Here is a 22,876-nt window from a genome sequence, read left to right as displayed (position 1 = left end):
GACACTAGCAGAGCCCCGGTTCGCGGGCAATCGACTACGGCGTAGCGTGGCTGTATCGATATACAGTATCGTGTCGGCTGTTAGCCACTTTTGTAGCCGTGCCCCATGCGTCTGTTTCTCTGCGAAAAGCCCTCTCAAGCCAAGGATATCGCCAGTGTGCTCGGTGCCACTCGGCGCGGCGACGGCTGCTGGCTGGGCAACGGGGTGACGGTGACCTGGTGCATCGGCCACCTCCTGGAAACCGCGCCGCCGGATGCCTACGACGCGCGCTACAAACGTTGGGTACTGGACGATCTGCCCATCGTGCCGCAGCAGTGGAAGATGCGCGTCAAACCCAAGACTGCCGCGCAGTTCAAGGCGGTCAAGCGGCTGCTCGGTGAGGCCGATGAACTGGTGATCGCCACCGATGCGGACCGTGAGGGCGAGATGATTGCCCGCGAGTTGCTCGACCATTGCCGCTACCGCGGATCGATCCAGCGCCTGTGGTTGTCGGCCCTGGACGATACGTCGATTCGCAAGGCGCTGGCTGCGCTCAAGCCCGGCGCCAGTACCTACAACCTTTATCAGTCGGCACTTGGTCGCTCGCGGGCCGACTGGTTGATCGGCATGAACATGAGCCGCCTGTTCACCCTGCTGGGGCGCAAGTCCGGGTATCAGGGCGTGCTGCCGGTCGGCCGCGTGCAAACGCCGACCTTGCGGCTGGTGGTGGATCGCGACCGCAGCATCGCCGCCTTCGTGCCCGTGCCGTTCTGGGCGATCGATGTGGGGCTCGACGGCAACGGCACGCCCTTTACCGCCCAGTGGCGTGCCCCTGAAGCGCAGTGCGACGAGCAGGGGCGCTGCCTGAAGCAGGAGGTCGCGCAGCGCGCCGCTGCAGATATCCAGGGCGCCGAGCAGGCGCTGTTGCAGCAACTGAAGACCGAGCGCATGCGCGAGGCGCCGCCTCTGCTCTTCGACCTCGGCACGCTGCAGCAGGTCTGCTCGAAGAAGCTCGGCCTCGGCGCCCAGGAAACCCTGGATATCGCCCAGAAGCTCTATGAGACCGACAAGCTGATCACCTACCCACGCAGCGACTGCGGCTATCTGCCGCTGAGCCAGCACGCCGAGGCGCCAGCCATTCTGGCCGCCCTGGGGCAGGCTGATCCGGGCCTGCGCGAGGTACTGGCGCATACCCAGGCACAGCGCCGCTCACGGGCCTGGAACGACGCCAAGGTCAGTGCGCACCACGGCATCATTCCTACCTTGGCCGCGGGTGGGCTGGCACGCTTGAGCGGCCGCCCGCGAGCCGTCTACGAGCTGATTCGCGCCCGCTACCTGGCGCAGTTTCTGCCCAACCATGAATATGATCGTACCCAGGCCGACTTCGACTGTGCCGGGCACAGCTTGCGTGCGGTCGGTAAGCAGATCGTCGAGCCCGGCTGGAAGCGGGCGCTGCCCGAAGCCCTGGCGCCAGCCAAGGGGCGTGAAGCTCCGGCGCCTCAGGCTTTGCCGAGCCTGCGCGAAGGGCAGCAGTGCGTGGTGCGGGAGGTTTCGCTGAAGGATCAGCATACTCAGCCGCCCAAGCCGTTCACCGAGGGCGACCTGATCCAGGCCATGAAGAACGTGGCACGGCTGGTCGAAGACCCACGGCTCAAACAGAAGCTCAAGGACACCACCGGCATCGGCACCGAAGCCACCCGCGCCGGCATCATCCAAGGGCTGCTCGACCGCGGCTACCTGATCAAGCAGGGCAAGACCCTGGCCGCCACCTCGGCGGCGTTCGGCCTCATCGACGCGGTGCCGCGGGCCATCGCCGACCCCGGCACCACGGCCATCTGGGAGCAGGCGCTGGACATGGTGCAGAGCGGCGAGATGCCGCTGGAAGAGTTCGTCGCCAAGCAGTCGACCTGGATGGGCAAGCAGATCGAGCGCTGCCTCGGCCTGCAACTGAATATCAGCGGCCCGCCTCCCAGCAAAGGCCGTGGTGCTCCCTGGAAGGGCAAGCGCAAGGCCGCCTCGCGTAAAGGTGCACCCGCCAAGCGGGCCGGCACTGGCGCCACAAAGGCCAAGCCGAAGTAGGCCGGTTGCTGGCTGCCCGGCGAGGGCGGTACTGGAGTAGAGCGTCCCCTGAGGTACTCCCAACGATCTGAAAGATGCCGCCCATCCGGTCTTTACGCGGGCGGAGTATTCCCAAAAGCAGATTTTCCGTTACCATCCGGCGCGTTGAATTTAATGAACAGGTTTCATTCGCCTGCTCGACGCCTGGACATACCCTTCCATTCGTCGATTTTTCTGAGGGTAATCCCTCTAGAACGGTGCATTTAGCCCTATCGATAGTTTGGGTTCGGCTCTCCTCGGGCTGGGCTGGTTGTGGAGTAAAACGAACATTCAAGCCGGTGGGCCGGGTTTTCTTCTGGCTACACCGCTGCAGTAATGGCTCAGAACGTCACGCGAGTGAGGCTGGGTCGTCCTCTGATTCAACCGGATGGATTTCGGCAAGGATTGTTGCCCGAGACCGGCCTACGCCGGATCCGGAAACGCTGATAGGGAACGCGATCACGACAACGCCTGCGTGTGGCAGGCCCGTTGCCGCGTTTCGTGCATCTGGAGCAGAGACGACCTGGCCTCAACGGTTTCCAGCAAAATCAATAAGAGGTAGTCCTTTATGGATGCGGTATCAGCCGACAAGGCAAAGCAGGAGCACGAGAGCAAGCTCAGTGCATCATTGAAGCCCCGGCACCTCACCATGATGTCGATCGCCGGTGTCATCGGCGGCGCGCTGTTCGTCGGCTCCGGCAGCGTGATCCACAGCGCTGGCCCAGCTGCCGTACTGGCCTACCTGGCCGGTGGCATTCTGGTGGTGCTGATCATGCGTATGCTCGGTGAAATGGCGACCTCCTCGCCGGACACCGGCTCCTTTTCCACCTACGCCGAGCGCGCCATCGGCCGCTGGGCCGGCTTCACCATCGGCTGGCTGTACTGGTGGTTCTGGGTCATTCTCATGGCCTGGGAGGCCTACGTAGCGGGCACCATCCTCAATGGCTGGTTCCCAGAAGTCAGCGTCAACGTCTTCGTACTGGCCACCACGCTGTTGCTGATCAGCATCAACTTCTTCAACGTCAAACACTACGGGGAGTTCGAGTTCTGGTTCGCGCTGATCAAGGTGGTGGCGATCATCTGCTTCCTGGTGGTCTGCAGCATGGCCGTGCTCAGCCTGTGGCCGACCGGTGAAGTGCGCGGCTTCAGCAACCTGACCGCCCAAGGCTTCATGCCCAACGGTATCCAGGCTGTAGTAGTGGCCATACTCGGGGTGATGTTCGCTTTTCTTGGCGCGGAGATCGTTACCATCGCCGCCTCGGAAGCCAAGGATCCGTCGACGCAGATCGTCAAGGCGACCAACTCGGTGGTCTGGCGCGTATGCCTGTTCTACATCGGCTCGATCTTCCTGATCGTCTGCCTGGTGCCATGGAACGACCCGCTGATGGCTCAGTCCGGCTATGGCTCCTACCGCCGTACCCTGGAGCTGCTGGGCATCCCGTATGCCGAGCTGCTGATGAACTTCGTGGTGCTGACCTCGGTGAGCAGCTGCATGATCTCGGCGCACTACACCGCCTCGCGCATGCTGTTCTCGCTGTCCACCCGTGGTGATGCACCGCGATTCCTGAAAATCACCCGCTCGGGGACTGGCGTGCCGGTGTTCGCGATCATCGCCTCCTGCTCGGTGGCCATCTTCGTGGCGCTGATCAACTTCAGCGAAACCCTGCGCCCGAAAGACGTGCTCGACACGTTGATGAACACCACCGGCATGATCGCCCTGCTGGTCTACCTGGTGATCGCCTTCTCGCAACTGAAGATGCGCCGCAAGCTGGAAACAGAAGGCAAGGACATCCGCCTGAAAATGTGGCTGTTCCCCTGGCTGACCTACCTGGTCATCGTGTTCATCGTCGGCTGCCTGGTGACCATGGCATTCGTAGAGGAATACCAGGTGTTGGTCATCTCCACTGGCGCGGCAGCGGCCGTCGTCGTGGCATTGGGTGTCATGGTTCACATGCGCGCTGCAAAGAAAATCGCACGCTGATCAGTTCGGTATGATTGGCAAAGGGGCGCACTCGCAAAGAGGCGCCCCTTTTTAATATCAATCGTTCATAGGCAAAGGAAGCAGATGAAAGAGTACAAGGTCGCTATCTATCAGGAAGGCATGCTGGGGTCGTTGTTGCTCGGCGCTGCCAAGGTCAATCCGCTGCGTTTTACCGAATTCCTCAACCGCAATGCTCGTGAAGGCTGGCGCGTGGTCACCATGGAAAAGGACATTCGCCGCATGTTGCTGCTGTGGCGCCGAGAGGCGTACGTGGTGGTGATGGAAAAGGACGTATGAAATTCGCCGGTGTCGGTGCGCTGCTGATTTTCGTCGGCTGGTCGTTGCTGGCTATCGTGCAGCTGTGGGCGGACGTGTTGGCTGCTGAACACTTCCTCAAGGTGACCATCACGGCGGGGATTCTGCTGCTGGTGCTTATCGCGGTACGTGGGTACAGCTCGGAGCGCAAGCTGAAGGATGACGGCTTTCTTGATGGCTGAGCAGTGACATGCCATGAATGAAAACGCGGGCCAAGGCCCGCGTTTTTCGTTTCTGCAATTAGCCGCTCAGCGCGCCGCCCAGCCATTGAAGCGCTCTTCGAGCTCTTCGCCGTGGTCGATCCAGAACTCGGCGTTCACCAGTTGGGCGCCGGCCATGTTGGCTTCGGCGGTTGGCAGCTGCGCCTGCACATCGGCGGGCAGTTGCGGCAGGGTCTGCTTGTGTACCGGGCCATACGGAATCTGGCTGGAGAACACCTTCTGGGTGTCCGCCTGGCTGGCGAACTTGATGAAACGCTCGGCCAGTGCCTTGTTCGGGCTGCCTTTGACGATGGCCCAGTGTTCCGGGTCGTACAGGCTGCCGTTCCAGGAAATCTTCAGGTTGGCGCCTTCCTTTTGGGCTACGCCGATGCGGCCGTTGTAGGCGGCGGACATGGCCACGTCACCGGCCAGCAGCCATTGCGGCGGCTGGGCACCCGCTTCCCACCACTGGATGGAGGATTTGATGGCGTCCAGCTTCTTGAAGGCGCGGTCGACGCCTTCGGGCGTGCTCAGCACCTTGTAGAGTTCGTCGCGGCTTACGCCATCGGCCAGCAAGGCCGCTTCCAGGGTGTACTTGGCGCTTTTACGCAGGCCGCGCTTGCCTGGGAATTTCTGCAGATCCCAGAAGTCGGCCCAGGAGGCCGGCGCGGTTTTCAGTTTGTCGCCGTTGTAGGCCATCACCATCGACCAAACATAGGTGGCCACGCCGCACTCACTGACGGTGCCCGGAATGTACTGGCTGGTGTCGCCGAGAATGGCCGGATCCAGGCGCTCGAACAGGCCCTCTTCACAGCCGCGTTGTAGCTCCGGGCTTTCCAGTTCGACCACGTCCCAGGTCACCTGGCCGACGTCGACCATAGCTTTGACCTTGGACAGTTCGCCGTTGTACTCGCCAGCGATTACCTGACCGGCACCGCTCTGCTCGAAGGGTTTGAAGTAGGCGGCGGTCTGCGCGACCTTGGTGGCGCCACCGAAGGAAATTACCGTCAGGCTGGATTCGGCCTGTGCCGAGGCGCTGGCCCCGGCCAGGATGGACAGGCCGATGGCGGCCCGGATGCATGGACGCAAGTGCTTGAACATGGAAACTCCCTCGCTTTTTTACGTTGTAGGTCTGAGGCAGTAATGGCCGAATCGGCGAACCTGCGCGTCGTGTCACGCGTCAGGGAATCTCTGTTGTTATGGGCGTCCGCTCGGTTGGGGAGCGTGAACGGCAATCCGCTCAGGTCGTCGTGGCGACCCGTGGGTTGTTCGAGTGAGGGCCATGGTGCGTCAGTCTGGCGAGAAGGAAAATTAGTAAAAATATGCTCGAGACATACGAAAAAACTTTGCAAGCGGCGGCCCCGTAACAGCGCATTACTGGAGTAAGGTGCAGGGAGTAATGGCGTTGAGATCGACACGTGGCTTCCTACACACTCCGGCAACTCAAGTACTTCGTCACTACGGTGGAAGCCGGCAGCGTGGCCGAGGCCTCGCGGCAGCTGTACATCGCCCAGCCGTCCATCTCTACGGCAATCAAAGGCCTTGAAGAAAGCTTCGGCGTGCAGCTGTTCATCCGCCACCACGCCCAGGGTGTATCGCTGACGCCCAGCGGCGCGCGCTTCTACGAGAAGGCCCAGCAACTGCTGCGCATGGCTCGCGAATTCGAGCAGAACGCCCTGGCCGACAACGACATCGTCGCCGGGCAGATCGATATCGGCTGCTTCGAGACCGTGGCGCCGCTCTACCTGCCACAGCTGATCGCTGGCTTTCGCGAGCGCTATCCGGGGGTGGACATCCGCATCCGCGATGGCGAGCAGCAGGAACTGGTGCAGGGCCTGACCGCCGGCTCCTTCGACCTGGCCTTTCTCTATGAACACGACCTCGATGGCACCATCGACACCGAGCCGTTGATGCCGCCGCAGAAGCCCTATGTGCTGTTGCCCGAGCACCACCGTTTCGCCAGCCAGGCCCAGGTATCGCTACGCGATCTGTGCCTGGAGCCGATGATCCTGCTCGACGTGCAACCGAGCCGCACCTATTTCGTCAGCCTGTTCCACGAGCTGGGGCTGACCCCCAATATCGTCTTCAGCTCACCTTCGATCGAGATGGTGCGCGGCATGGTGGGCCAGGGCTTCGGCTTCTCGCTGCTGGTCACCAAGCCGCACTCGGAATGCACCTACGACGGCAAGCGTGTGGTCACCGTTGACATCACCGAACCCGTCGCCACCTCCGGCCTGGTGGCGGCACGCCTCAAGCGTGGCCAGCTCACCAAACCGGCGCAACTGTTCGTCGACTTCTGCCGGGAGCGGTTGAGCCAGCTTAGCGAGAGTGCCGGGCTGTAGAGCCGAGTAAACGCGGATATTGGCTATCGCCACTGTGGGAGCAGGCCAATCGTGGTTGATGCACGGTGCACGGTGCACGGGTGACGCGTCGTCCGACCTGCGATTTTCTCGTAGGGTGGCGCTTTAGCCCACCGTTGCGGGGGTGGGTTCGCGCTGACTTGCGGGGTTTTGGTGGGCTGAAGCCCACCCTACGCCATTGTGGGAGCGCGCCATGCCCGCGATTTCGCGCGCATGGCGCGCTCCCACATAAAGAGGGCCAATCGTGGTTGGTGCACTGTGGACGGGTAAGGCGTCGTCCACCCTACGCTACGCTCTCTTCTGTGGCGCACCGAACAACCGGGAATCACACCGGCTCGCGCAGGTAATCCACCAGCCTCGAAAGCATCGCATCACACCCCTGCAATTGCTCCACGCTGACGAACTCGTCGGGCTTGTGGCCCTGATCCATGCTGCCAGGGCCGCAGACCACGGTGGGGATGCCGGCGCCGTCGAACAGGCCGCCTTCGGTACCGAAGGCCACGGTGCCGAAATCACTCGAGCCGCAGATCCTCGTCAGCAGGCGCGCGGCCTCGCTGTCGGGCGGTGTGGCGAGGCCGGGGTAGGCGCTCAGCGCGTGCAGGCGGATATCGCTAGCAGTGCTCACCGCCTGCATCTTCGGCAGCAGTTGCTGGGCGGCGTAGCTTTGCAATTCATCCGCCACGCTCCGTGCGTCGAAGCCCGGCAACGCGCGCACCTCGAAATCGAACTCGCATTCTGCCGGCACGATGTTCAGTGCGCGGCCACCCTTGATCAGGCCGGTCTGCACGGTGGAGAAGGGCGGGTCGAAGCGCGCATCGTGGTGCTCGGGCTGGGCCAGGCGCGCGCCGATGTCTCCCAGGTGGCCGATCAGCCGCGCCGCGTACTCAATGGCATTCACGCCGTAGGGCGCATACGCCGAATGGCAGGCGGCGCCGTGCACTTCACAGCGCATCGCCAGCTTGCCCTTGTGGCCGAGCACGGGCTTGAGTTCGGTGGGTTCGCCGATCAGGCACAGGGTCGGTTTGTGCGGGCGCCTTTCCAACTCGGCAAGCATGGAGCGCACGCCGAGGCAGCCGACTTCCTCGTCATAGGAAAACGCCAGGTGCACCGGCACCTGCAGCGGGCGTTGCAGAAAACCTGGCACCGCCGCCAGCACGCAGGCGATGAAGCCTTTCATGTCCGCCGCACCACGGCCGTACAGACGCCCGTTCCGCTCCGTCAGTTGGAACGGGTCGAAGGTCCAGGTCTGGCCATCCACCGGCACCACGTCGGTGTGGCCGGACAGCACCACGCCGCCGCGATCCAGCGGGCCGATGGTGGCGAACAGATTGGCCTTGGTGCCTTCGGCGTTGTGGAACAGCTCGCTGTCGACGCCGAAGCCCGCCAGGTAATCGCGGATGAATTCGATCAACTGCAGATTGGAATCACGGCTGACCGTGGCAAAGCCGATCAGCCGCTCGAGCAGGGCGCGGCTGCTGGGCTCATTCATCGCCCGGCACTCCGTAGCTTGGCGCGGCGGTCGGGTCGAGGGCGCGGGTCAGGTAATCCTGCATCTGCGGTCGGTAGGCCTGCCACAAACCATCCAACTGGCCGATGGGGTCTTCGTCGGCCCAGTCGACCCGCAGGTCGATGATCGGCCAGACCAGGTCGCCCACCACCTTGAGCGCAGCCGAATGCACCGGGCCGGCTTCGCCGCCGGCGGCCATCGCCCCATGCATGGCCGCGAGCAGGCGATCAGCCAGTTGCCCGCTGGCGTTTTCGAATGCCTCGACCATGGCCTGGATCACTGCTTCGCCCGACAGCAGATTGCCCGCCGCCACGCACTGCTCACCGGCCACTGCGTTGTACAGCCCCAGCGCTTCCTTGCCGCTGAACAGCGCGGTGCGGCCGTGGCTGTCGATCACCGTCACCTGGCGATACTGGCTCCAGCCATTGGCGCTCAGCGCGCGCTGCAGGGCGTCGTCCGGTGCCAGCGCTTGCTGCTCCAGCAGGTCGAGAATCTGCGGGCCGAGGGCGGGTAGGGTGACGTTCTGGGTGGCCACCGCCCCCACGCCGGCGCGCAACCAGGGGCAACGTGCGCCCACGGCGATGCTCGACGAACTGATAGCGATGCCCAGTTGACCGGTTTCCGGGCAGCGCCCGACGATGGAAAAGGTCATGCCTGCCTCCTTATTTGGCTTGCCAGTCGTCCGGGATCACGGCGATCACGTCGATTTCCATCAGCCACTGCGGCTGGCCAAGGGCCGAAACCACTAGGCCGGTGGAAATAGGGAACACGCCCTTCAGCCACTTACCGACTTCCTTGTACACCGGTTCGCGGTAGCGTGGGTCGATCAGGTAAGTGGTGGTCTTGACGATGTGCGAGAGGTCGCTGCCGGCTTCTTCCAGCAGTTGCTTGAGGTTTTTCATGGCCTGTTCGGTCTGCGCCTGCGGGTCGCCGAGGCCGACCAGGTTGCCGTCGAAGTCGGTGCCCACCTGGCCGCGCACGTACACCGTGTTGCCAGCGCGCACGGCCTGGCAGAGGTCATTGTCCAGGGACTGGTTGGGGTAGGTGTCCTTAGTGTTGAACATGCGGATGCGGGTATGAGTGGGCATCATTTGACTCCCTGCAGGCGGGTGATGGGGGCGTCTGCCTGGCGCTGCTCGGCATCGCGATAGGCGGTGTACTTGCGTTGCGTGGCGATGTGGTCGGCGACGTGCTTGGCGTCGTGCCACACGCCCCAGATGAACGACGAGCCCCGGCGCGACAGCCACGGCAGGCCGAGGAAATAGATGCCCGGCTCGCGAGACACGCCGCGCTGATGCTGCGGCTTGCCGTTGGCGTCGAAGGTATCGGCCTCCAGCCAGGTGAAGTCGGTGGCGAAGCCGGTCGCCCAGATGATCGACGTCACGCCGGCCTCGATCAGATCCAGCTCGCGCAGTGGCTCGGTCATGCACGCCGGGTCGGCGGGGATGCGCCGCGCTTCGGGCTCTTCGGGCAGATCCAGGCCATTGCGGGCGATGTAGGCATCCGCGGCATCGAGCAGCGCCAGGTAGTTTTCGTCGCCACGGCGGACGTTGTCGACCAGGTCGTCGGCAAACTGCACTACGCCGTTATCGAACGAGCGGGTCAGGCCAACCAGCGTCATGCCCTCATGGGCCAGGCGGCGGAAGTCGATGGTCTTGCCGCCACCGGCGCCGCTGACGGCGATGGTCACGTGCTCGCGGCCGGCCTTCGGGGTTTCCTGATCCCACTCGCCGAGCACGCCCAGCCACCAGCAGAAATCACGGTCGCGATAGCTGCGCGGCGGCCGATCATGGGCACCGACCGACAGGTACACCTGGCGGCCTGCCTGCATCAGCTCATCGGCGATCTGCGTGCCTGAGGAGCCCGCGCCAATCACCAGCACCGCACCGGCTGGCAATTGCTGCGGGTTGCGGTATTCGGCGGAGTGGATCTGCGTCAGGCGCTCATCCTTTGGCGCGATGGCGGGGATCACCGGGCGCTGGAACGGCCCGGTGGCGGCGACCACACGGTTGGCCTCGATCACGCCCTCCGAGGTTTCGACGGTGAAGCCGGGGCGATTGGCATTGCGGCGTACTTTCTTCACTTCTACGCCGGTGCGAATCGGCGCGTTGAAGGTGCGCGCATAGGCTTCGAAGTAGGCGGCTACCTGCTCCTTGGCGGGAAAGGCGTCATCGTCGATGTCGAATTCCAGACCGGGAAAGCGGTCGTGCCAGGCCGGCCCGTTGGCCACCAGCGAATCCCAGCGCATGGTGCGCCAGCGTTCGGCGATACGGTCGCGTTCCAGCACCAGGTGCGGCACGCCCAGCTTGGTCAGGTGCTCGCTCATCGCCACACCGGCCTGGCCTGCGCCAACCACCAGGGTGTCTATTTCGATTTTCTCGACAGTCATCTCTATGTCCCTCTGAAGGAGGCCGTGCGCCTTTCGGCCAAGGCTGGCCTTGGGGCACTTCGCGCAAGCCGCTCGTGCATTGAGGCCATTGTGTTCAGAGGCAGGGGATAGCGAAATTAGCGTTTTTGTAGTCGTTGACCAGCAAAAAGCTGGGCACCGCCGCGGGAGCCATGGGAATGGCTCTTCGGCGAATGCATCAGGCGGGGTTCTGGCCGAGCATCACGCGGTTGCGGCCGGCACCTTTGGCGGCGTACAGGGCGACATCCGCAGCGGCGACCAGCGCCGCAGGCGTCGGCATATCCCGCCCTGGCACGCAGGAGGCGACGCCGATGCTCAAAGTCAGGTTGGCATAGGGCGAGCCCTCGTTGGCTATCGCCAGGGCCTCGACATCCGCGCGAATCCGCTCGGCCACAGCCAAGGCTGACGCGCTTTCTGCACCGGGGAGAATCAACGCCATTTCCTCACCGCCATAGCGTGCGGTGGTATCGGCACTGCGCTTGGCGTGGCGCTTGAGTACCGCGGCCACCTGCTTGAGCGCTTCGTCGCCAGCCGGGTGGCCGTACTGATCGTTGAAGCGTTTGAAGTAGTCCACATCGACCAGCACGAAAGACAGCGGCTGCCCCTGGGTCGCCGCAGAACTGAAGGCCGCCTGCAGCGCTTCATCCAGTCGGCGACGTGTGGCCAGGCCCGTGAGGGCATCTTCGCCGGCGATGATCTCCAGCGCGTGATTGGCTTCTGCCAGGTCACGGTGCATACCCTTCAGGCTGGCTTCCATCTCGCCCTGGCGCCCGAGCGCACGCCAGATCAAACAGGCCATCGACACGAACAGCAACAGCACGATGCCGCTCAAGCCCCAAGTCTGCTGTGCACGGTGTCGCCAGGCCTGCAGCGCCTGTTCTTCGGACACCGCCGCGGCCACCACGATCGGGTATTCGGCGCTGGAGTCGAAGCCATAGATACGCCTCACGCCATCGAGCATCGCCGTCAGCACCATGTTGCCGCGTGTCACGCCATCGTCGTTGATCATGCGCAGCACTGGGCTTTTCGATACGTTGACCGCATAGCTCTCGGTGGACAACTGCGACCTGGCGAGGATGGTGCCATCGCGCTTGACCAGACCGATGACGCCCTCGGTACCCAGGTCGATGGTCTGGTAGAAGTCGACGAAGCGCTCGATCAGCAGCGTTGCCAGCACCACGCCACGGAACTCGCCGTTGGCATCGTTGAGGCGCAGCGACAGTGAAATCACCCATTCGCCGGTCATGCGGCTCTGAATGGGCGCGCCGATGAACAGACCGTAGTTCCTGTTCTCGCGATGCAGGGCGAAGTAATCCCGGTCGGCAGCGCTATAGGTCGTATTGGGGTCGGGAATCGTGGTGATCAGCGCCCGACCATCCGGGCCGACCACGGTGAACCCTTGAACATCGCGCAGCACCCCCAGTTGGGCCCGTGATACCTCCAGGACCCTCTTGCAGGTTTTCAGGGCCATAACCGGCAATCTTCAGCTTGCGTTCGATGCCGATCAGCACCGTATGCGCATCGCGGATCGTCGACTCGGCCTGCCTGGTCAGTGCCGTCGACAAATTCTGCATATCGTCGACATTATTCCTCAGCGCCTCGCGCTTATCCCACTCCACCTGCAGATAGGTGAGCAGCAGAAACGCCATGCTCACAACGCCAGTCATGATCGCGACCAGGCGCCTGAGGTGACCGATTTTGGATGTCTGACTCATCAAATTTGCAGACCTGGCTGAGGCGGTGTTGAGCGTGTATCGGCTTGCGCCATTGGCAGCGTAAGGGCGCTGGATGAATACGCTAGCTTGCCAATGATAGAGAGCGGTAACGGGATTATGAACGATCAGGCTGCTTCGTGGCGCCTTCTGCGGGGCGCAACCTTTCGGCTCATGGATCAAATCAGCACACGGATCAAACGCGCTCGAGCCACCGTGGTGTGGACACTATGTGGACGTAATTGCGCAGTAGAAACGGATTTATTGACCGTGTAAAAACACGAAAGCCTCGCAGTGCGAGGCTTGTGTAGCGGGCACTACGACTGTCGCTAGGCCGTGGCACGATGGCGGCTGTGCCAAGGAAATCTCCCAGGCATCAGAAGGTGTCATTCATGGCATTACTAGTCTGTGAGCCGATTAGCCACCCTATTCGGCTCAATTAGTGAGCCGAATAATGAATCTATTCGACTCAAAAAGTGACCCTCAGGCTGCGCTTAGACGCATCGTATTTCTTCAGGGCGCGCGGAGCACGCTCCTGTAGTCGTCTCGGTATTTTTCTCGGGATTGGAGACGCTGCACAGTGTCATGGCGATGTTTCCAGGCACGCAGCGCATCGGATTGGCGCTCGGCTAGGTGCATCGGTATAATCCGCCGGCCTCTGAGGGCCTATAGCTCAGTTGGTTAGAGCAGAGGACTCATAATCCTTTGGTCCACGGTTCGAGTCCGTGTGGGCCCACCACCTTCAAAGCCGCGCATTGCGCGGCTTTATGCTTTCTAGGGTAGTGACCTCACAATTGGCTCCATGGCCAAAAGGTACAAAATCGGTACAGTACTGGTAAGCCAGTCTGCCTTTGGAGTCCTTTTCATATGGCAACAATCGTCAAAACCCCTTCCGGCACATGGAAAGCCGTAGTCCGCAAAACGGGCTGGCCGACCAACGCAAAAACCTTCCGCACCAAGCGCGACGCCGAAGACTGGGCACGCCGCACCGAAGACGAAATGGTGCGTGGCGTGTACATCCAGCGCAGCGGCTCCGAGCGCATGACGCTGGAAAAAGCGCTAGAGCGCTACCTCTCTGAGGTGACCCCCAGCAAGAAGCCCACCACTCGAAAAGCCGAAGCTACCAAGGCAAAGCAACTGATCCAGCACTTGGGCAAGTATTCCCTGGCCGCTCTGTCAGCCGAAGTCATTGCCAAATACCGCGATACAAGGCTCGGCACACTCAGCAAGCGCGGCCTCCCTACCAGCAACAATACCGTGCGGCTTGAGCTGGCACTGCTGAGCCATCTTTTCACGGTAGCTATCCAAGAATGGGGACTGGGCCTGACCTTCAACCCGGTGCTGAATATCCGCAAGCCGAGCCCTGGAGACGGCCGAGACCGCAGGCTATCCGCAGACGAAGAAAAGCGCTTGCTCGCTGCAGTGAACAGTCACAGCAATCCCATGCTGGGATGGATCGTCCAAATCGCCCTGGAAACGGGCATGCGATCGTCGGAGATAACGGGCCTACATTGCCATCAGGTAGACCTGAAAAAGCGCGTGGTGCGCCTTGCAGACACGAAAAACGACAGCGCCCGCACCGTCCCTTTGACCAAGCTAGCCACCGAGACATTCAAGGCCGCCTTGGCTAACCCTGTTCGCCCCAAAGACTGCAACCTAGTGTTCTTCGGTGAGCCAGGGAAGGACGAGAAACGTCGCCCTTATGCCTTCACCAAAACCTGGGGACTGCTGAAGAAAAAACTCGGAATGCCCGACCTTCGCTTCCACGATCTACGTCATGAAGCGGTCAGCCGGCTGGTCGAGGGTGGCCTATCCGATCAGGAGGTTTCGGCCATCAGCGGGCATAAGTCGATGCAGATGCTCAAGCGCTACACGCACCTGCGCGCTGAAGACCTAGTGGGCAAGCTGGACAAGCTGGAGAGGAAAACGACTAGGCGCAGTAAGCTACAGGCTGACAGCTGATCCACAGCCATGCAGCGCTAAACGTATTTCACCGATCACTGAGGGCTTTAACTGACCCAGCTTCGGTCACTGCCCTCAGGCATCTTCGCTGTCTGGTTTGTAGAAAAGATCCCAGCTGCTCTGGTGTGTAACGCGAGGATCTTGTCCGTGTACAGGGTCTGACTTTAGGCCGAGAGATTTCCTCTCTTCCAGATGGCGCTCCCACGGACGATCAGTGCCTAGCACCCTGCCAAGGTGCTCAGCACGAGATTCCTCTCGGCGCTCCCACGCGCTGACGAACTCCTGGTACTCATCGCTGTCCGCCAACTGATAAGCAACGTCAACCAGATCGCTACCTACCCAGTGCGCTAAAGGCAGCGTCCTTTCCACTGCAGCGAGACGCGCATCGTCGCTCTCCAGATCGATCTCACCCTCTTCATACAGACGCTTTGCAAGAGCAATGGATTTACTGAAATACGTATCGGCGCCAGGTTGCTCCGCATGGAGAAACTCAGGGAATGTCAGCGCTGTTAATGGCGCCACATGACCATTGGCTGCATCGGTCACGCCCGTGACCAGCCAAAACGCATATTTCGGCCATAAGTGAGCTATCGACTCGATCATGGCGGAGGTCGGTTTCTGCTTGCGCGAGAACGCACTGCGCCATCTCGCGGACGGAATGCCTGTGAGCTGAGACAGCTTTTCCCAGAAGCCACGACCGGCGTAAGGCGGCTGACTCCATAGGCTGAGCAGCGCCGAAAACGGCCCTTCGTGCCCCTTCAGGCTCTCTAGGTCAGCCGGAGACATTTGCTCCTTCAGGATCAAAATGACGCGGTCTTCAATCGTGCTTGACATCTTAAGCCTTCGATCATAAAAAGTACCCAATGTCCAAAATATGAACATTAGGTGTTTTTTAAGGACTCTTACGCCTTTTTGCGTAATGAGCGAAGTGTATCGCAAGCCATACAAGGAGTCGCAAGATGACAGTCGAAGAAACCCTGCTGAACCGTTACGGCGGCTCACCACTGCTTTCCCTCGAACAGTTGGCGGAGGTACTGCACCGTAGCAAGGATGGATTGAGGATTTCCTTAAGCAGCGATAACGAAATGTCTGCGAAGCTGCGTTCGTGCAAGGTCAAAATCGGCAGACGGATCTACTTCAAAACCTCTGCAATCGCTCGCGTAATCGAAGAAGCCTGATCGCTATGAGCATCAAAGCCATGAACTGGGCATGGGAGCAACCGCTCCCGCCTGTTCCGAAGCTAGTTCTCATGGCGCTTGCTGATAACGCAGATGATCACGGCTACTGCTGGCCGAAGATGAAGACGATTGCAGCAAAGTGCAGCACTTCGGAGCGCACGGTTCAACGCACCATCAAAACCTTGCTAGCTGCGGGGCTGCTGAAGAAGGACGCTCGATTCAACGGCAGTGGCCGGCAGGTTTCTAACGGCTACACACTCGCGCTGACCTACCCCGACAAATTGTCACCCTCAACCAAATGCAGCGAGGGGGAGGGTGACACCCGTGTCGCCCCCGGGGTGACACAGCTATGTCGGGGGGAGGGTGACAAAGCTATGTCACCCCTAGAACCACCATATGAACCTTCATATGAATCATCAGTAGGGCGCACGGCAAAATTCACTCGGTTGAGTGCTCTGGAGAGTCAGCAGATAGCCCTACTGATCGGCTCAGTTCCGGCTGATCAACAGCAAGCGATTACAAACCAACTGGTAACCGCACTGGACAAGGGGGCCATCCTTAAGTCCCCTTCTCGCTGGTTGAAAGCCGTCATTCGACGGACAGGGCGCCACATGTATTCCCAATATGCGCAAGAACTGTCGGAAGAGGGCTATGTGGAACGTCTGATCAAAGGCGGGATATCGCCCGAGGATGCTCAGCGTATAGCCCAGAAGACCTTTAGCCGCGCCATCAGGACGTCTGAGCATACAAGGTTGCGTCCCCTAACCCTTCAAACTTCCCAAGGCTGCGGCTAAACCAGCTGCACGACACCCGCTGTCTGCATTCGCCATCTGTGCCGATTGAAGTCCGTGAAAGCGCCTGAGGTCGCAATTAGCACAGATCTGTAAGTTCCATACGCCACAGTATGTTGCCCCGCTAAAACCCACGGGCTAGACTGCCCCCGTCGTGGTAAATCCCACGACCGGGTGTGACAACCTGAATCGTTCGAGGCGCGGTAGCGCCATAGCTTAAACGACCAATACGTCATGTATTCGGTCGTTTAACTTCTATGGCGGGCCGTGTAGGGCAGGCTTTTGCCTGGCCGGTTCCCTCGGACGCCGGTTTGTCACCCCTGCACGGTCCGCCACCCATCCCCGCGTGACAACGGCGGGTGACGGCTCCTTAAACTGTCTGAGGAGCATAAGGAAAATGCATTACCCCCTTTTTACCCAAGAGCTCCGCCTTGGGCTTTCGGTCTTCCTGTTCGCCTCCAATCTGGAGGTGCGCCATGGCTGAGCTCGAACCCTGTGTAATACCTTTTCCGCTGCGGCCCAGTCCGCTGCATGAATCTGAACGCTCACCGCTACCCTCTGAAGCCGCTGCTGAGACGCGAGCAGTCATGCTTAGCCATCTGCTTGATCAACTGGCTGAGCCTGAGGGTATGCCACTTGATCACATGCGTGTGCGTATCGCGGCCTACTCTGCGCTGGATCTGCTCGATGAGATGGTGGTGCTGTATCGCCGCGCACTCTCCGAAGTCCGAGGAGGTGCCGTATGAGCAAGGGTGTCGTGGTGTATCTGCCCTCTCACGATGACCAACCCGGTGCGGAGATCACTTGGGCGGCAGATTGCAGGGAGTCATTCAACAGGGGCGTAAAACTGGCTCAATCCTGGCTCGACAGCCCATGCGGCGGATGGCTCTGGGCCGTGATGATCGCCGAGCGTGATTTGCTGCCGCGAGCCATCGACAGGCGTGCCTTCGAGGTGGGCTTCCTGAGCCGTGTCCATCAGCGAATATGTTCTTATAGGAATAGAGATCACTCTGGGCTATCTCTTTCATAAATATGTTAAAGCAGACCTTGGTGAGCCGGCCTGCCCGGCTCTTGCGAACCATAACTTGGCGATAAACTACAAGGGCGCCGCTCTGCATGGGGCTAGGCAGAAAGTGCCCATATTTTGTGAGTAATCCATGAACACTCCCATTTTTCTGGCTGCTCACCTCTCAGACCATTTCCTACATCAAGTGTAGTCAATGGCTGCAAAATGCTATTATTGAGGCGGCCAAATATTTTGTATGGCAAGACAAGGAGTAGGGAATGGCATGGACAATCAAACTTGATGGATCCTGCGAAGGCTTCGGCGACAGGATAGATATAAGCTATACAAAGCCTTACTGGAATGACTTCGGTTATAACTACCACGCCTCAGCAAGCTTTAATTACAGAGGCGAGAAAATTTTTCTCAGCCTATTCTTGTTGCCACTGAATACTAAAGATCAAAAATTATATAGCTATCTTTCATATGCGCCTGAAGGTGAGTTGATATTTTTTGTAAGTTTGTTGGCCAGTCCGTATCAATACAAAAATCTAGGGGGTAAGCTGCCTCCCGAAGCCTTGTCGTATTTGCTTAACGCTTTGCACGAAGTGTCTCATGATCGTTATTTGGGGGTTAATGCTTACGAACATGTAATACAAACCGAGCCTTTCCGGCTTGGAGTACTCCGCTATGAAGATGCCTACCTGTCATTGATAAACGGGTACGCTGGGACCTATGTCCAACCCCCACTTGGAGACGCTAAGGTAGCTTTTAGCTTTTCAACGTTACTTCCAGGTACGGCTAACTTTGTAAGTTTAGATATAAACTACCGGAATCATAAGTATTTTGATGATAGGGTGCACTGTCTCATAGGGGTGAACGGCACCGGCAAAACAAATCTGCTAGCACGATTAGCCATTGAGGCAGCTTCAGTTTCGAGTAGCGCACAAAGCGGCCCACCGACCATACTCTACTCAGAGAATAGAGTGGTAGTGCCGCGCGAAGACTCCACATTGAGTGTCAAAAGTGGTTTCAGGTTTAATCGTGTCGTCTCCTATTTCTCTGATCCTTCTTCTTCTTTACCGCGCTTCAGTAGTGCTGGAAGCTTTGAGTACCACGCATTTAATACTACCGCGAAGAAAGAAGGTAAAGAGTTTCACCAGAACCTCTCTTATTTGCTAGTAACATTGCTAAGAGTCAAGGATGGAGAGCTTGCGTGGGAAAAAAGTGCAATTTTTAATGACGCACTATCCAGAATTATGCCAATGCACTCGCTCGCCATTCCAGTAACTGGATTTTGCCCTGACTACTGTTGTGTGAAAGATAATGATGGCAATAGTTGGGTCTTCATTAACCAGATGTCTGGTGAGCAACGTTCGCTGGACATTTTAGGCACCATTGATACGAGTCGCGAGCCTAGTTTTTTAAACACCGATTCGATGCGAGTAATCGACTTAAGCAGTGGGCAACGTAGTATGTTTCACTTTGCACTTCATTTTCTCACTCTTGCAGGCGAGGGCACATTGCTGTTAATTGATGAGCCCGAAACTTACCTACACCCGAACCTTGTAAGTGATTACATGATGCTCTTATATAGGATTCTGGAACGCACTTCGTCAGTGGCGATTATTGCCACGCACTCTGCTTACGTTGTTCGTGAAGTTCCAAATCATTGTGTGCATATTCTGGAGCGAAAAGAATTAGGCGCCTCAATAAGCCGCCCATATCTACAGACCTTAGGCGCTAACGTAGCTGAAATTTCTCTAGCAGTATTTGGGGACAGTACTGTTGATGCCTACCATCGAAAAATCAGTGAGACAATCGCCAGAACGAACATGCCTTTTGAGCAAGTCGTGAGATCGTATGGAGATATTTGCAATATCGATATGCTTATGGAAATCAAGGACAGAATATCAAACCCTGCGGAATATGATTGACAATGCGGCCCTTCAGTCATGCTCATACTGTCGATGATCTAAAAACTCTCCTCTTGCTAACTACAGGATATAATTTTCTGCATGGAACTTACGACACCATAGAGAAAGCGTATAAGAACTTTTTAATTAATTCTGGCTCTCCCCAATTAGTCGCTGTGGGATTGTCCAGCGACCAAAAAGATTGTTTGCATGCTGCATATGAAGGTGGAGCTAAAAAGTATGGGCTCAATTGGATTCCTAAGTTGCGAGATCTGCCAATTGGGTCTTGTCCCATGTGCGGGAACTTAACTCTTGGGACAGTGGAGCATTATCTTCCCAAAACACCTTTCCCCGAATTTTCTGTTTTCAGTTGGAATCTTGTACCGTCTTGCAGTTCCTGCAACCAGAAGCGCGGCAGTAAACATGTTAACGGGATAAGTCAAAAATTATTGCATCCCATCTTTGATAGTGTGCTTTTGCACAAGCTGCGACTTGTAACGCGCTTTAATACATCAGATGCAGTCACTCAGTTCAAGCTTGGGTACAACGAGTCTGAATTCGATATAGCTGAGCAGTGTCGTATCTCAGCGCACATTAAAATGTGCATTGATCAGCGTGCATTTAAGCTTGCAACAAAAGTCCAGCTTAGTATGACGGCGGCGCGAGTTGCTAATAAGGATGAATGCCTTTGGAGGACGGTGATTCAGGATGAGCTTTCCATAATGGAAGCGGCGAACTTAACATACGGCTGGGGGGCGTCATGCCTAAGAGGGCTTCTTGAAACTAATCATATGCCGTTGAATATGATTTTAACTCCGAAAATTTTAGAATAATAAAGGCAGGTCGATAGAGATATTTTTTCTAGCAAATATTTTTTCTTGAGCCATAGCAGGGCAATGTTTTATTGAAAATATTAATCTTCACTACCTGTTTGTCGTGCTGGTTTTTGTCGCACAGTATAACCACACATACAGGGAGTCGCTGATTCTGCGTCCCTATTTATGTTGATGGTAGCTCTGACCTACGCCCGCTCCCAGCAACGGCATAGCCCGCCACTTCAGTTATATAGTTACTCTATCCATCAGTTCAGAATCACAGGAGAGGTGGAGTGCAAGATAAAAGGTGGCGGCACTTCGTTGGCCTGAAAAGCAGTCTGCACGGGGGGGAGACGGCACTCAATGCATGCATAGGCGTGCCGTGCACCGCGCAAACGCCCAGAGGCGATGGCTTTGGCGCGTGCCTAGCACTCCTGATTTCGATTGGCTTGGAACAGGCACCGATGGCCGGACGTACAGCCGTAAACGATGTTGATACAGAGTTATGCCTGGAAGCTTGTAGCCCTTAAGCCACAGATGAGCTCGGGATTAGCCATTTCGTAGCCCAAAGGATACATCTTCCTGCAGTACGTTTTATCGATTACCAAAGGCTGCAAATGCCCTCTTTCAACAATGTTTCTGAAACGCTGGAAAAGGCGCTGGAGCTGAATCAAAAGCCCTGGTCAGGCGTGCGCCTCAAGCCAACCATCTTGGGTTGAGCATTAGACAGTGAGCAGAATAGGCTCGGGCACGCCTATGAGCATGTTGGCCCTTATCGGTTGTCCCCTGCCAGCTTCATCACCCGGTAGTCCTGCACCAACACTAGCCGCTCCATCACCTCGAAATCAGGATGGTCGCCGATGTGCATGCGCATTAGGTCGAAAGCATTCATCGACAGGGCGATCGCGTATTTGCTTTTCTCTGCTTGAGCTAGGTGGGGGATATTGAGCGTTATCGCGTCAAAAAGAGCTTGTGCAGCCTCGCGCTCCATGCTCTCGACATGCTCATCATTTGGTGGAGGGGAGTCGAGCGTTGTTCGGATCATTCCCATGGCCAGATCATTCAATTCTCGGATCTGGAGCCTGGTCGACTCGGCGAAAGGCATTGCCTCGTTATGCGCCAGATCAGTCAAGCCACACAACCGGCTGACCTGCGCATGGATGTCATTCTTCTCAGTCAAGTCACTTTTGTCCTTGATCAGGTACTCAAGCTGACCGAGTTCTTCAGTGATGGCCGCGATGATGGATGCTTCCCAATCTGAAGACTTAGGGGGGATCATGATGTACCTCCAGATGTGTGGGCGGGAGATAATACCCTCTGCGGGGGCCTCCGTTGACTCAAAACGTCTTGCTTGGCCCCTAGCTGGTGCCGATTTCAATAGGCCGCGTTCTTCCAAAAACAGACGTTGAAGAGCATATATGAATGCAGATCGAATAAATAATTGATGCAGAGTATAGAGAGATAATCAAGAGTCCCTATCAGATGCCTTTTTTCAATCTTTTTTTACTGCGCTAATATCTGTCCTCGCGGGGTGATAACGAGGGGTGCAGGCATTGTTATACAAAAAACTCAGGAAGTTTATATGGAAATCAGCGACGAGAGATTGCAAGAAATTATCGAGTCTCTAGAACTCGCAAGGGATATGCGCAAGGCTAGACCTGCTGACGCAGACAAAATAGCAATTGCATTGAGCCATAAATTAAGTCATGACGATTTTGGGTGTGATCCTAAAGCATGCGCTGAATTTCTTCTAGAAAAGGTAACACTTGCGCGGAATGAAAGGCTTTCAGAGGTTTTGGGTACTGAAAGATCGCGTCAAAATTTCATAAATAAAATTGAAACCACTCCAGGCTTCAAGTTCTTTATTGATATCTCGACTAGAGCTATTAAAGAGCTTGAGTTCTTGCTCGAATATATTGAGGATGATAAGCCTGATGAGTTTGCAGTAGAGTTCGCATCATTCACATTGTCTGCAATTGATTTGGCTAACGCCGTCCTGATCAACGGAGATGTACTTCCCCTTATCCAGCGAGGAGTTTACGCATCTGACATTGCATCAGCACTAGAAACATGGAGATCTAAGAGAGCCATCGAAGGTGCTAATGAAAGTTTTTGGCATGCCGAACTTGCGTCTAGAAGGGGGTGTTAGAAAGGCTTTTGGGAGGACACGCTCTATTACTGCAGGATGAGTTTCACGTCGGAACTACAAACTCAAGTGGCAAGGGTAGCAAAAGAGCTGACTTCGCCTTCATTAATAAAGCGAACAATATAAGCCTCATTGAAATTAAGTCGCCCGATACGAAATTATTAGGCGCCAGATATAGGGATACATTTCCTCTATCTAAAGATATCTCTGGCGGCATATCCCAGGCCCTTATACAACGTAGCGAACTGATGATGAATTTCTATCAGAAACGAGCTGACAGCGAAGTCCCATTTGAGGTATTTGCCCCTCGGTGTTATTTGATCGCCGGCGATTTGAGCAGTATCGCTTCCGACAAGAGTAAGCTTAGAGCATTTGAAGTCCAGAGGCAGGCTGTATCATCCCATGTGACTATCATGACTTTTGATGAGCTTTACGCCCAATTCTCATCTTTCAATCAGCTCGACTTTTAACTTGAAACGCGTAGTGCATAAAGTTCCGTTCCAGCCA

23 protein-coding genes and 1 tRNA gene are annotated in these 22,876 nt (G+C 57.6%); 15 read left to right on the top strand and 9 right to left on the bottom strand.

Annotated elements, in window-relative coordinates; all coding sequences use genetic code 11:
* Positions 1–105: 105 nt before the first annotated feature.
* The 4 genes from K5Q02_RS00655 to K5Q02_RS00640 all read left to right on the top strand — a co-directional run bounded on the left by K5Q02_RS00655 (position 106) and on the right by K5Q02_RS00640 (position 4,554).
* Complete coding sequence (locus K5Q02_RS00655) at positions 106–2,058, top strand: DNA topoisomerase III (RefSeq protein WP_225835387.1); 1,953 nt, start codon at positions 106–108, stop codon at positions 2,056–2,058.
* Between the two features lie 586 nt (positions 2,059–2,644).
* Entirely contained in the window at positions 2,645–4,057 is a 1,413-nt protein-coding gene (locus tag K5Q02_RS00650; RefSeq protein ID WP_225835385.1) for an amino acid permease, read from the top strand.
* A gap of 84 nt (positions 4,058–4,141) precedes the next feature.
* Positions 4,142–4,354: a DUF4177 domain-containing protein gene (locus K5Q02_RS00645; RefSeq protein WP_225835384.1), complete on the top strand. Its 213-nt coding sequence runs from the start codon at positions 4,142–4,144 to the stop codon at positions 4,352–4,354.
* Positions 4,351–4,554, top strand: coding sequence for a hypothetical protein (locus tag K5Q02_RS00640; RefSeq protein ID WP_225835383.1), 204 nt, complete (start codon positions 4,351–4,353; stop codon positions 4,552–4,554). Before K5Q02_RS00645 ends, K5Q02_RS00640 begins: the two co-directional genes overlap by 4 nt.
* Positions 4,555–4,620: 66 nt before the next feature.
* Here K5Q02_RS00640 and K5Q02_RS00635 read toward each other — a convergent pair whose 3' ends face one another.
* On the bottom strand, positions 4,621–5,673 hold the full coding sequence (locus K5Q02_RS00635; RefSeq protein WP_225835382.1) for an ABC transporter substrate-binding protein: 1,053 nt from the start codon (positions 5,671–5,673) through the stop codon (positions 4,621–4,623).
* Positions 5,674–5,990: 317 nt separating this feature from the next.
* On the opposite strand from K5Q02_RS00635, the gene K5Q02_RS00630 reads away from it, so the two are divergent.
* A complete protein-coding gene (locus tag K5Q02_RS00630; protein WP_225835381.1) occupies positions 5,991–6,914 on the top strand; it encodes a LysR family transcriptional regulator in 924 nt (307 codons plus the stop codon).
* Positions 6,915–7,257: 343 nt separating this feature from the next.
* Here K5Q02_RS00630 and argE read toward each other — a convergent pair whose 3' ends face one another.
* The 6 genes from argE to K5Q02_RS00600 form a co-directional block, all read right to left on the bottom strand.
* Positions 7,258–8,421 (bottom strand): acetylornithine deacetylase, encoded by a 1,164-nt coding sequence (argE, locus tag K5Q02_RS00625; protein WP_225835380.1) that lies wholly within the window; start codon positions 8,419–8,421, stop codon positions 7,258–7,260.
* On the bottom strand, positions 8,414–9,091 hold the full coding sequence (locus tag K5Q02_RS00620) for a DUF1028 domain-containing protein (RefSeq protein ID WP_225835379.1): 678 nt from the start codon (positions 9,089–9,091) through the stop codon (positions 8,414–8,416). The genes argE and K5Q02_RS00620 overlap by 8 nt, the downstream gene beginning before the upstream one ends.
* Positions 9,092–9,101: 10 nt before the next feature.
* Complete coding sequence (locus tag K5Q02_RS00615; RefSeq protein WP_042554711.1) at positions 9,102–9,527, bottom strand: RidA family protein; 426 nt, start codon at positions 9,525–9,527, stop codon at positions 9,102–9,104.
* Complete coding sequence (locus tag K5Q02_RS00610) at positions 9,527–10,828, bottom strand: flavin-containing monooxygenase (protein WP_225835378.1); 1,302 nt, start codon at positions 10,826–10,828, stop codon at positions 9,527–9,529. Before K5Q02_RS00610 ends, K5Q02_RS00615 begins: the two co-directional genes overlap by 1 nt.
* 196 nt (positions 10,829–11,024) lie before the next feature.
* Positions 11,025–12,263, bottom strand: a complete 1,239-nt coding sequence (locus K5Q02_RS00605; protein ID WP_225835376.1) for a sensor domain-containing diguanylate cyclase — start codon at positions 12,261–12,263, stop codon at positions 11,025–11,027.
* A complete protein-coding gene (locus K5Q02_RS00600) occupies positions 12,175–12,561 on the bottom strand; it encodes a hypothetical protein (RefSeq protein WP_225835374.1) in 387 nt (128 codons plus the stop codon). The genes K5Q02_RS00605 and K5Q02_RS00600 overlap by 89 nt, the downstream gene beginning before the upstream one ends.
* A gap of 659 nt (positions 12,562–13,220) precedes the next feature.
* Between K5Q02_RS00600 and K5Q02_RS00595 the strand changes: the two genes are divergently transcribed.
* A tRNA-Ile gene (locus K5Q02_RS00595) sits at positions 13,221–13,297 on the top strand.
* Between the two features lie 128 nt (positions 13,298–13,425).
* Entirely contained in the window at positions 13,426–14,520 is a 1,095-nt protein-coding gene (locus K5Q02_RS00590; protein WP_225835372.1) for a tyrosine-type recombinase/integrase, read from the top strand.
* A gap of 75 nt (positions 14,521–14,595) precedes the next feature.
* Here the strand turns inward: K5Q02_RS00590 and K5Q02_RS00585 are convergent, their stop codons facing one another.
* Complete coding sequence (locus tag K5Q02_RS00585; RefSeq protein WP_225835370.1) at positions 14,596–15,354, bottom strand: hypothetical protein; 759 nt, start codon at positions 15,352–15,354, stop codon at positions 14,596–14,598.
* Positions 15,355–15,479: 125 nt separating this feature from the next.
* On the opposite strand from K5Q02_RS00585, the gene K5Q02_RS00580 reads away from it, so the two are divergent.
* The 6 genes from K5Q02_RS00580 to K5Q02_RS00555 all read left to right on the top strand — a co-directional run bounded on the left by K5Q02_RS00580 (position 15,480) and on the right by K5Q02_RS00555 (position 20,241).
* On the top strand, positions 15,480–15,698 hold the full coding sequence (locus K5Q02_RS00580; protein WP_027909889.1) for a hypothetical protein: 219 nt from the start codon (positions 15,480–15,482) through the stop codon (positions 15,696–15,698).
* Positions 15,699–15,703: 5 nt separating this feature from the next.
* Positions 15,704–16,492: a helix-turn-helix domain-containing protein gene (locus K5Q02_RS00575; RefSeq protein ID WP_225835368.1), complete on the top strand. Its 789-nt coding sequence runs from the start codon at positions 15,704–15,706 to the stop codon at positions 16,490–16,492.
* 584 nt (positions 16,493–17,076) lie between these two features.
* Positions 17,077–17,235 carry a hypothetical protein gene (locus K5Q02_RS00570; RefSeq protein ID WP_225835367.1) on the top strand — a complete coding sequence of 53 codons (159 nt, stop codon included), beginning with the start codon at positions 17,077–17,079 and terminating at the stop codon, positions 17,233–17,235.
* Positions 17,232–17,519 carry a LasR-specific antiactivator QslA gene (locus K5Q02_RS00565; RefSeq protein WP_225835366.1) on the top strand — a complete coding sequence of 96 codons (288 nt, stop codon included), beginning with the start codon at positions 17,232–17,234 and terminating at the stop codon, positions 17,517–17,519. Before K5Q02_RS00570 ends, K5Q02_RS00565 begins: the two co-directional genes overlap by 4 nt.
* Positions 17,520–17,773: 254 nt before the next feature.
* Entirely contained in the window at positions 17,774–19,429 is a 1,656-nt protein-coding gene (locus tag K5Q02_RS00560; protein ID WP_225835365.1) for an AAA family ATPase, read from the top strand.
* Between the two features lie 2 nt (positions 19,430–19,431).
* Entirely contained in the window at positions 19,432–20,241 is an 810-nt protein-coding gene (locus K5Q02_RS00555) for a hypothetical protein (RefSeq protein WP_225835364.1), read from the top strand.
* Between the two features lie 754 nt (positions 20,242–20,995).
* On the opposite strand, the gene K5Q02_RS00550 is transcribed toward K5Q02_RS00555, so the two are convergent.
* Complete coding sequence (locus tag K5Q02_RS00550; protein ID WP_225835363.1) at positions 20,996–21,502, bottom strand: hypothetical protein; 507 nt, start codon at positions 21,500–21,502, stop codon at positions 20,996–20,998.
* Positions 21,503–21,805: 303 nt separating this feature from the next.
* Here K5Q02_RS00550 and K5Q02_RS00545 point away from each other — a divergent pair, with 303 nt between their 5' ends.
* Positions 21,806–22,372 carry a hypothetical protein gene (locus K5Q02_RS00545; protein WP_225835362.1) on the top strand — a complete coding sequence of 189 codons (567 nt, stop codon included), beginning with the start codon at positions 21,806–21,808 and terminating at the stop codon, positions 22,370–22,372.
* Positions 22,366–22,839: a Shedu anti-phage system protein SduA domain-containing protein gene (locus tag K5Q02_RS24445; protein WP_225835361.1), complete on the top strand. Its 474-nt coding sequence runs from the start codon at positions 22,366–22,368 to the stop codon at positions 22,837–22,839. The genes K5Q02_RS00545 and K5Q02_RS24445 overlap by 7 nt, the downstream gene beginning before the upstream one ends.
* The last annotated feature ends 37 nt before the right edge of the window (positions 22,840–22,876 follow it).

Source organism: Pseudomonas sp. MM211 (assembly GCF_020386635.1).
Classification (GTDB): Bacteria; Pseudomonadota; Gammaproteobacteria; order Pseudomonadales; family Pseudomonadaceae; genus Aquipseudomonas.
Note: the sequence above shows the minus strand (reverse complement) of the source record. Positions and strands in the feature narration are given on the sequence as shown.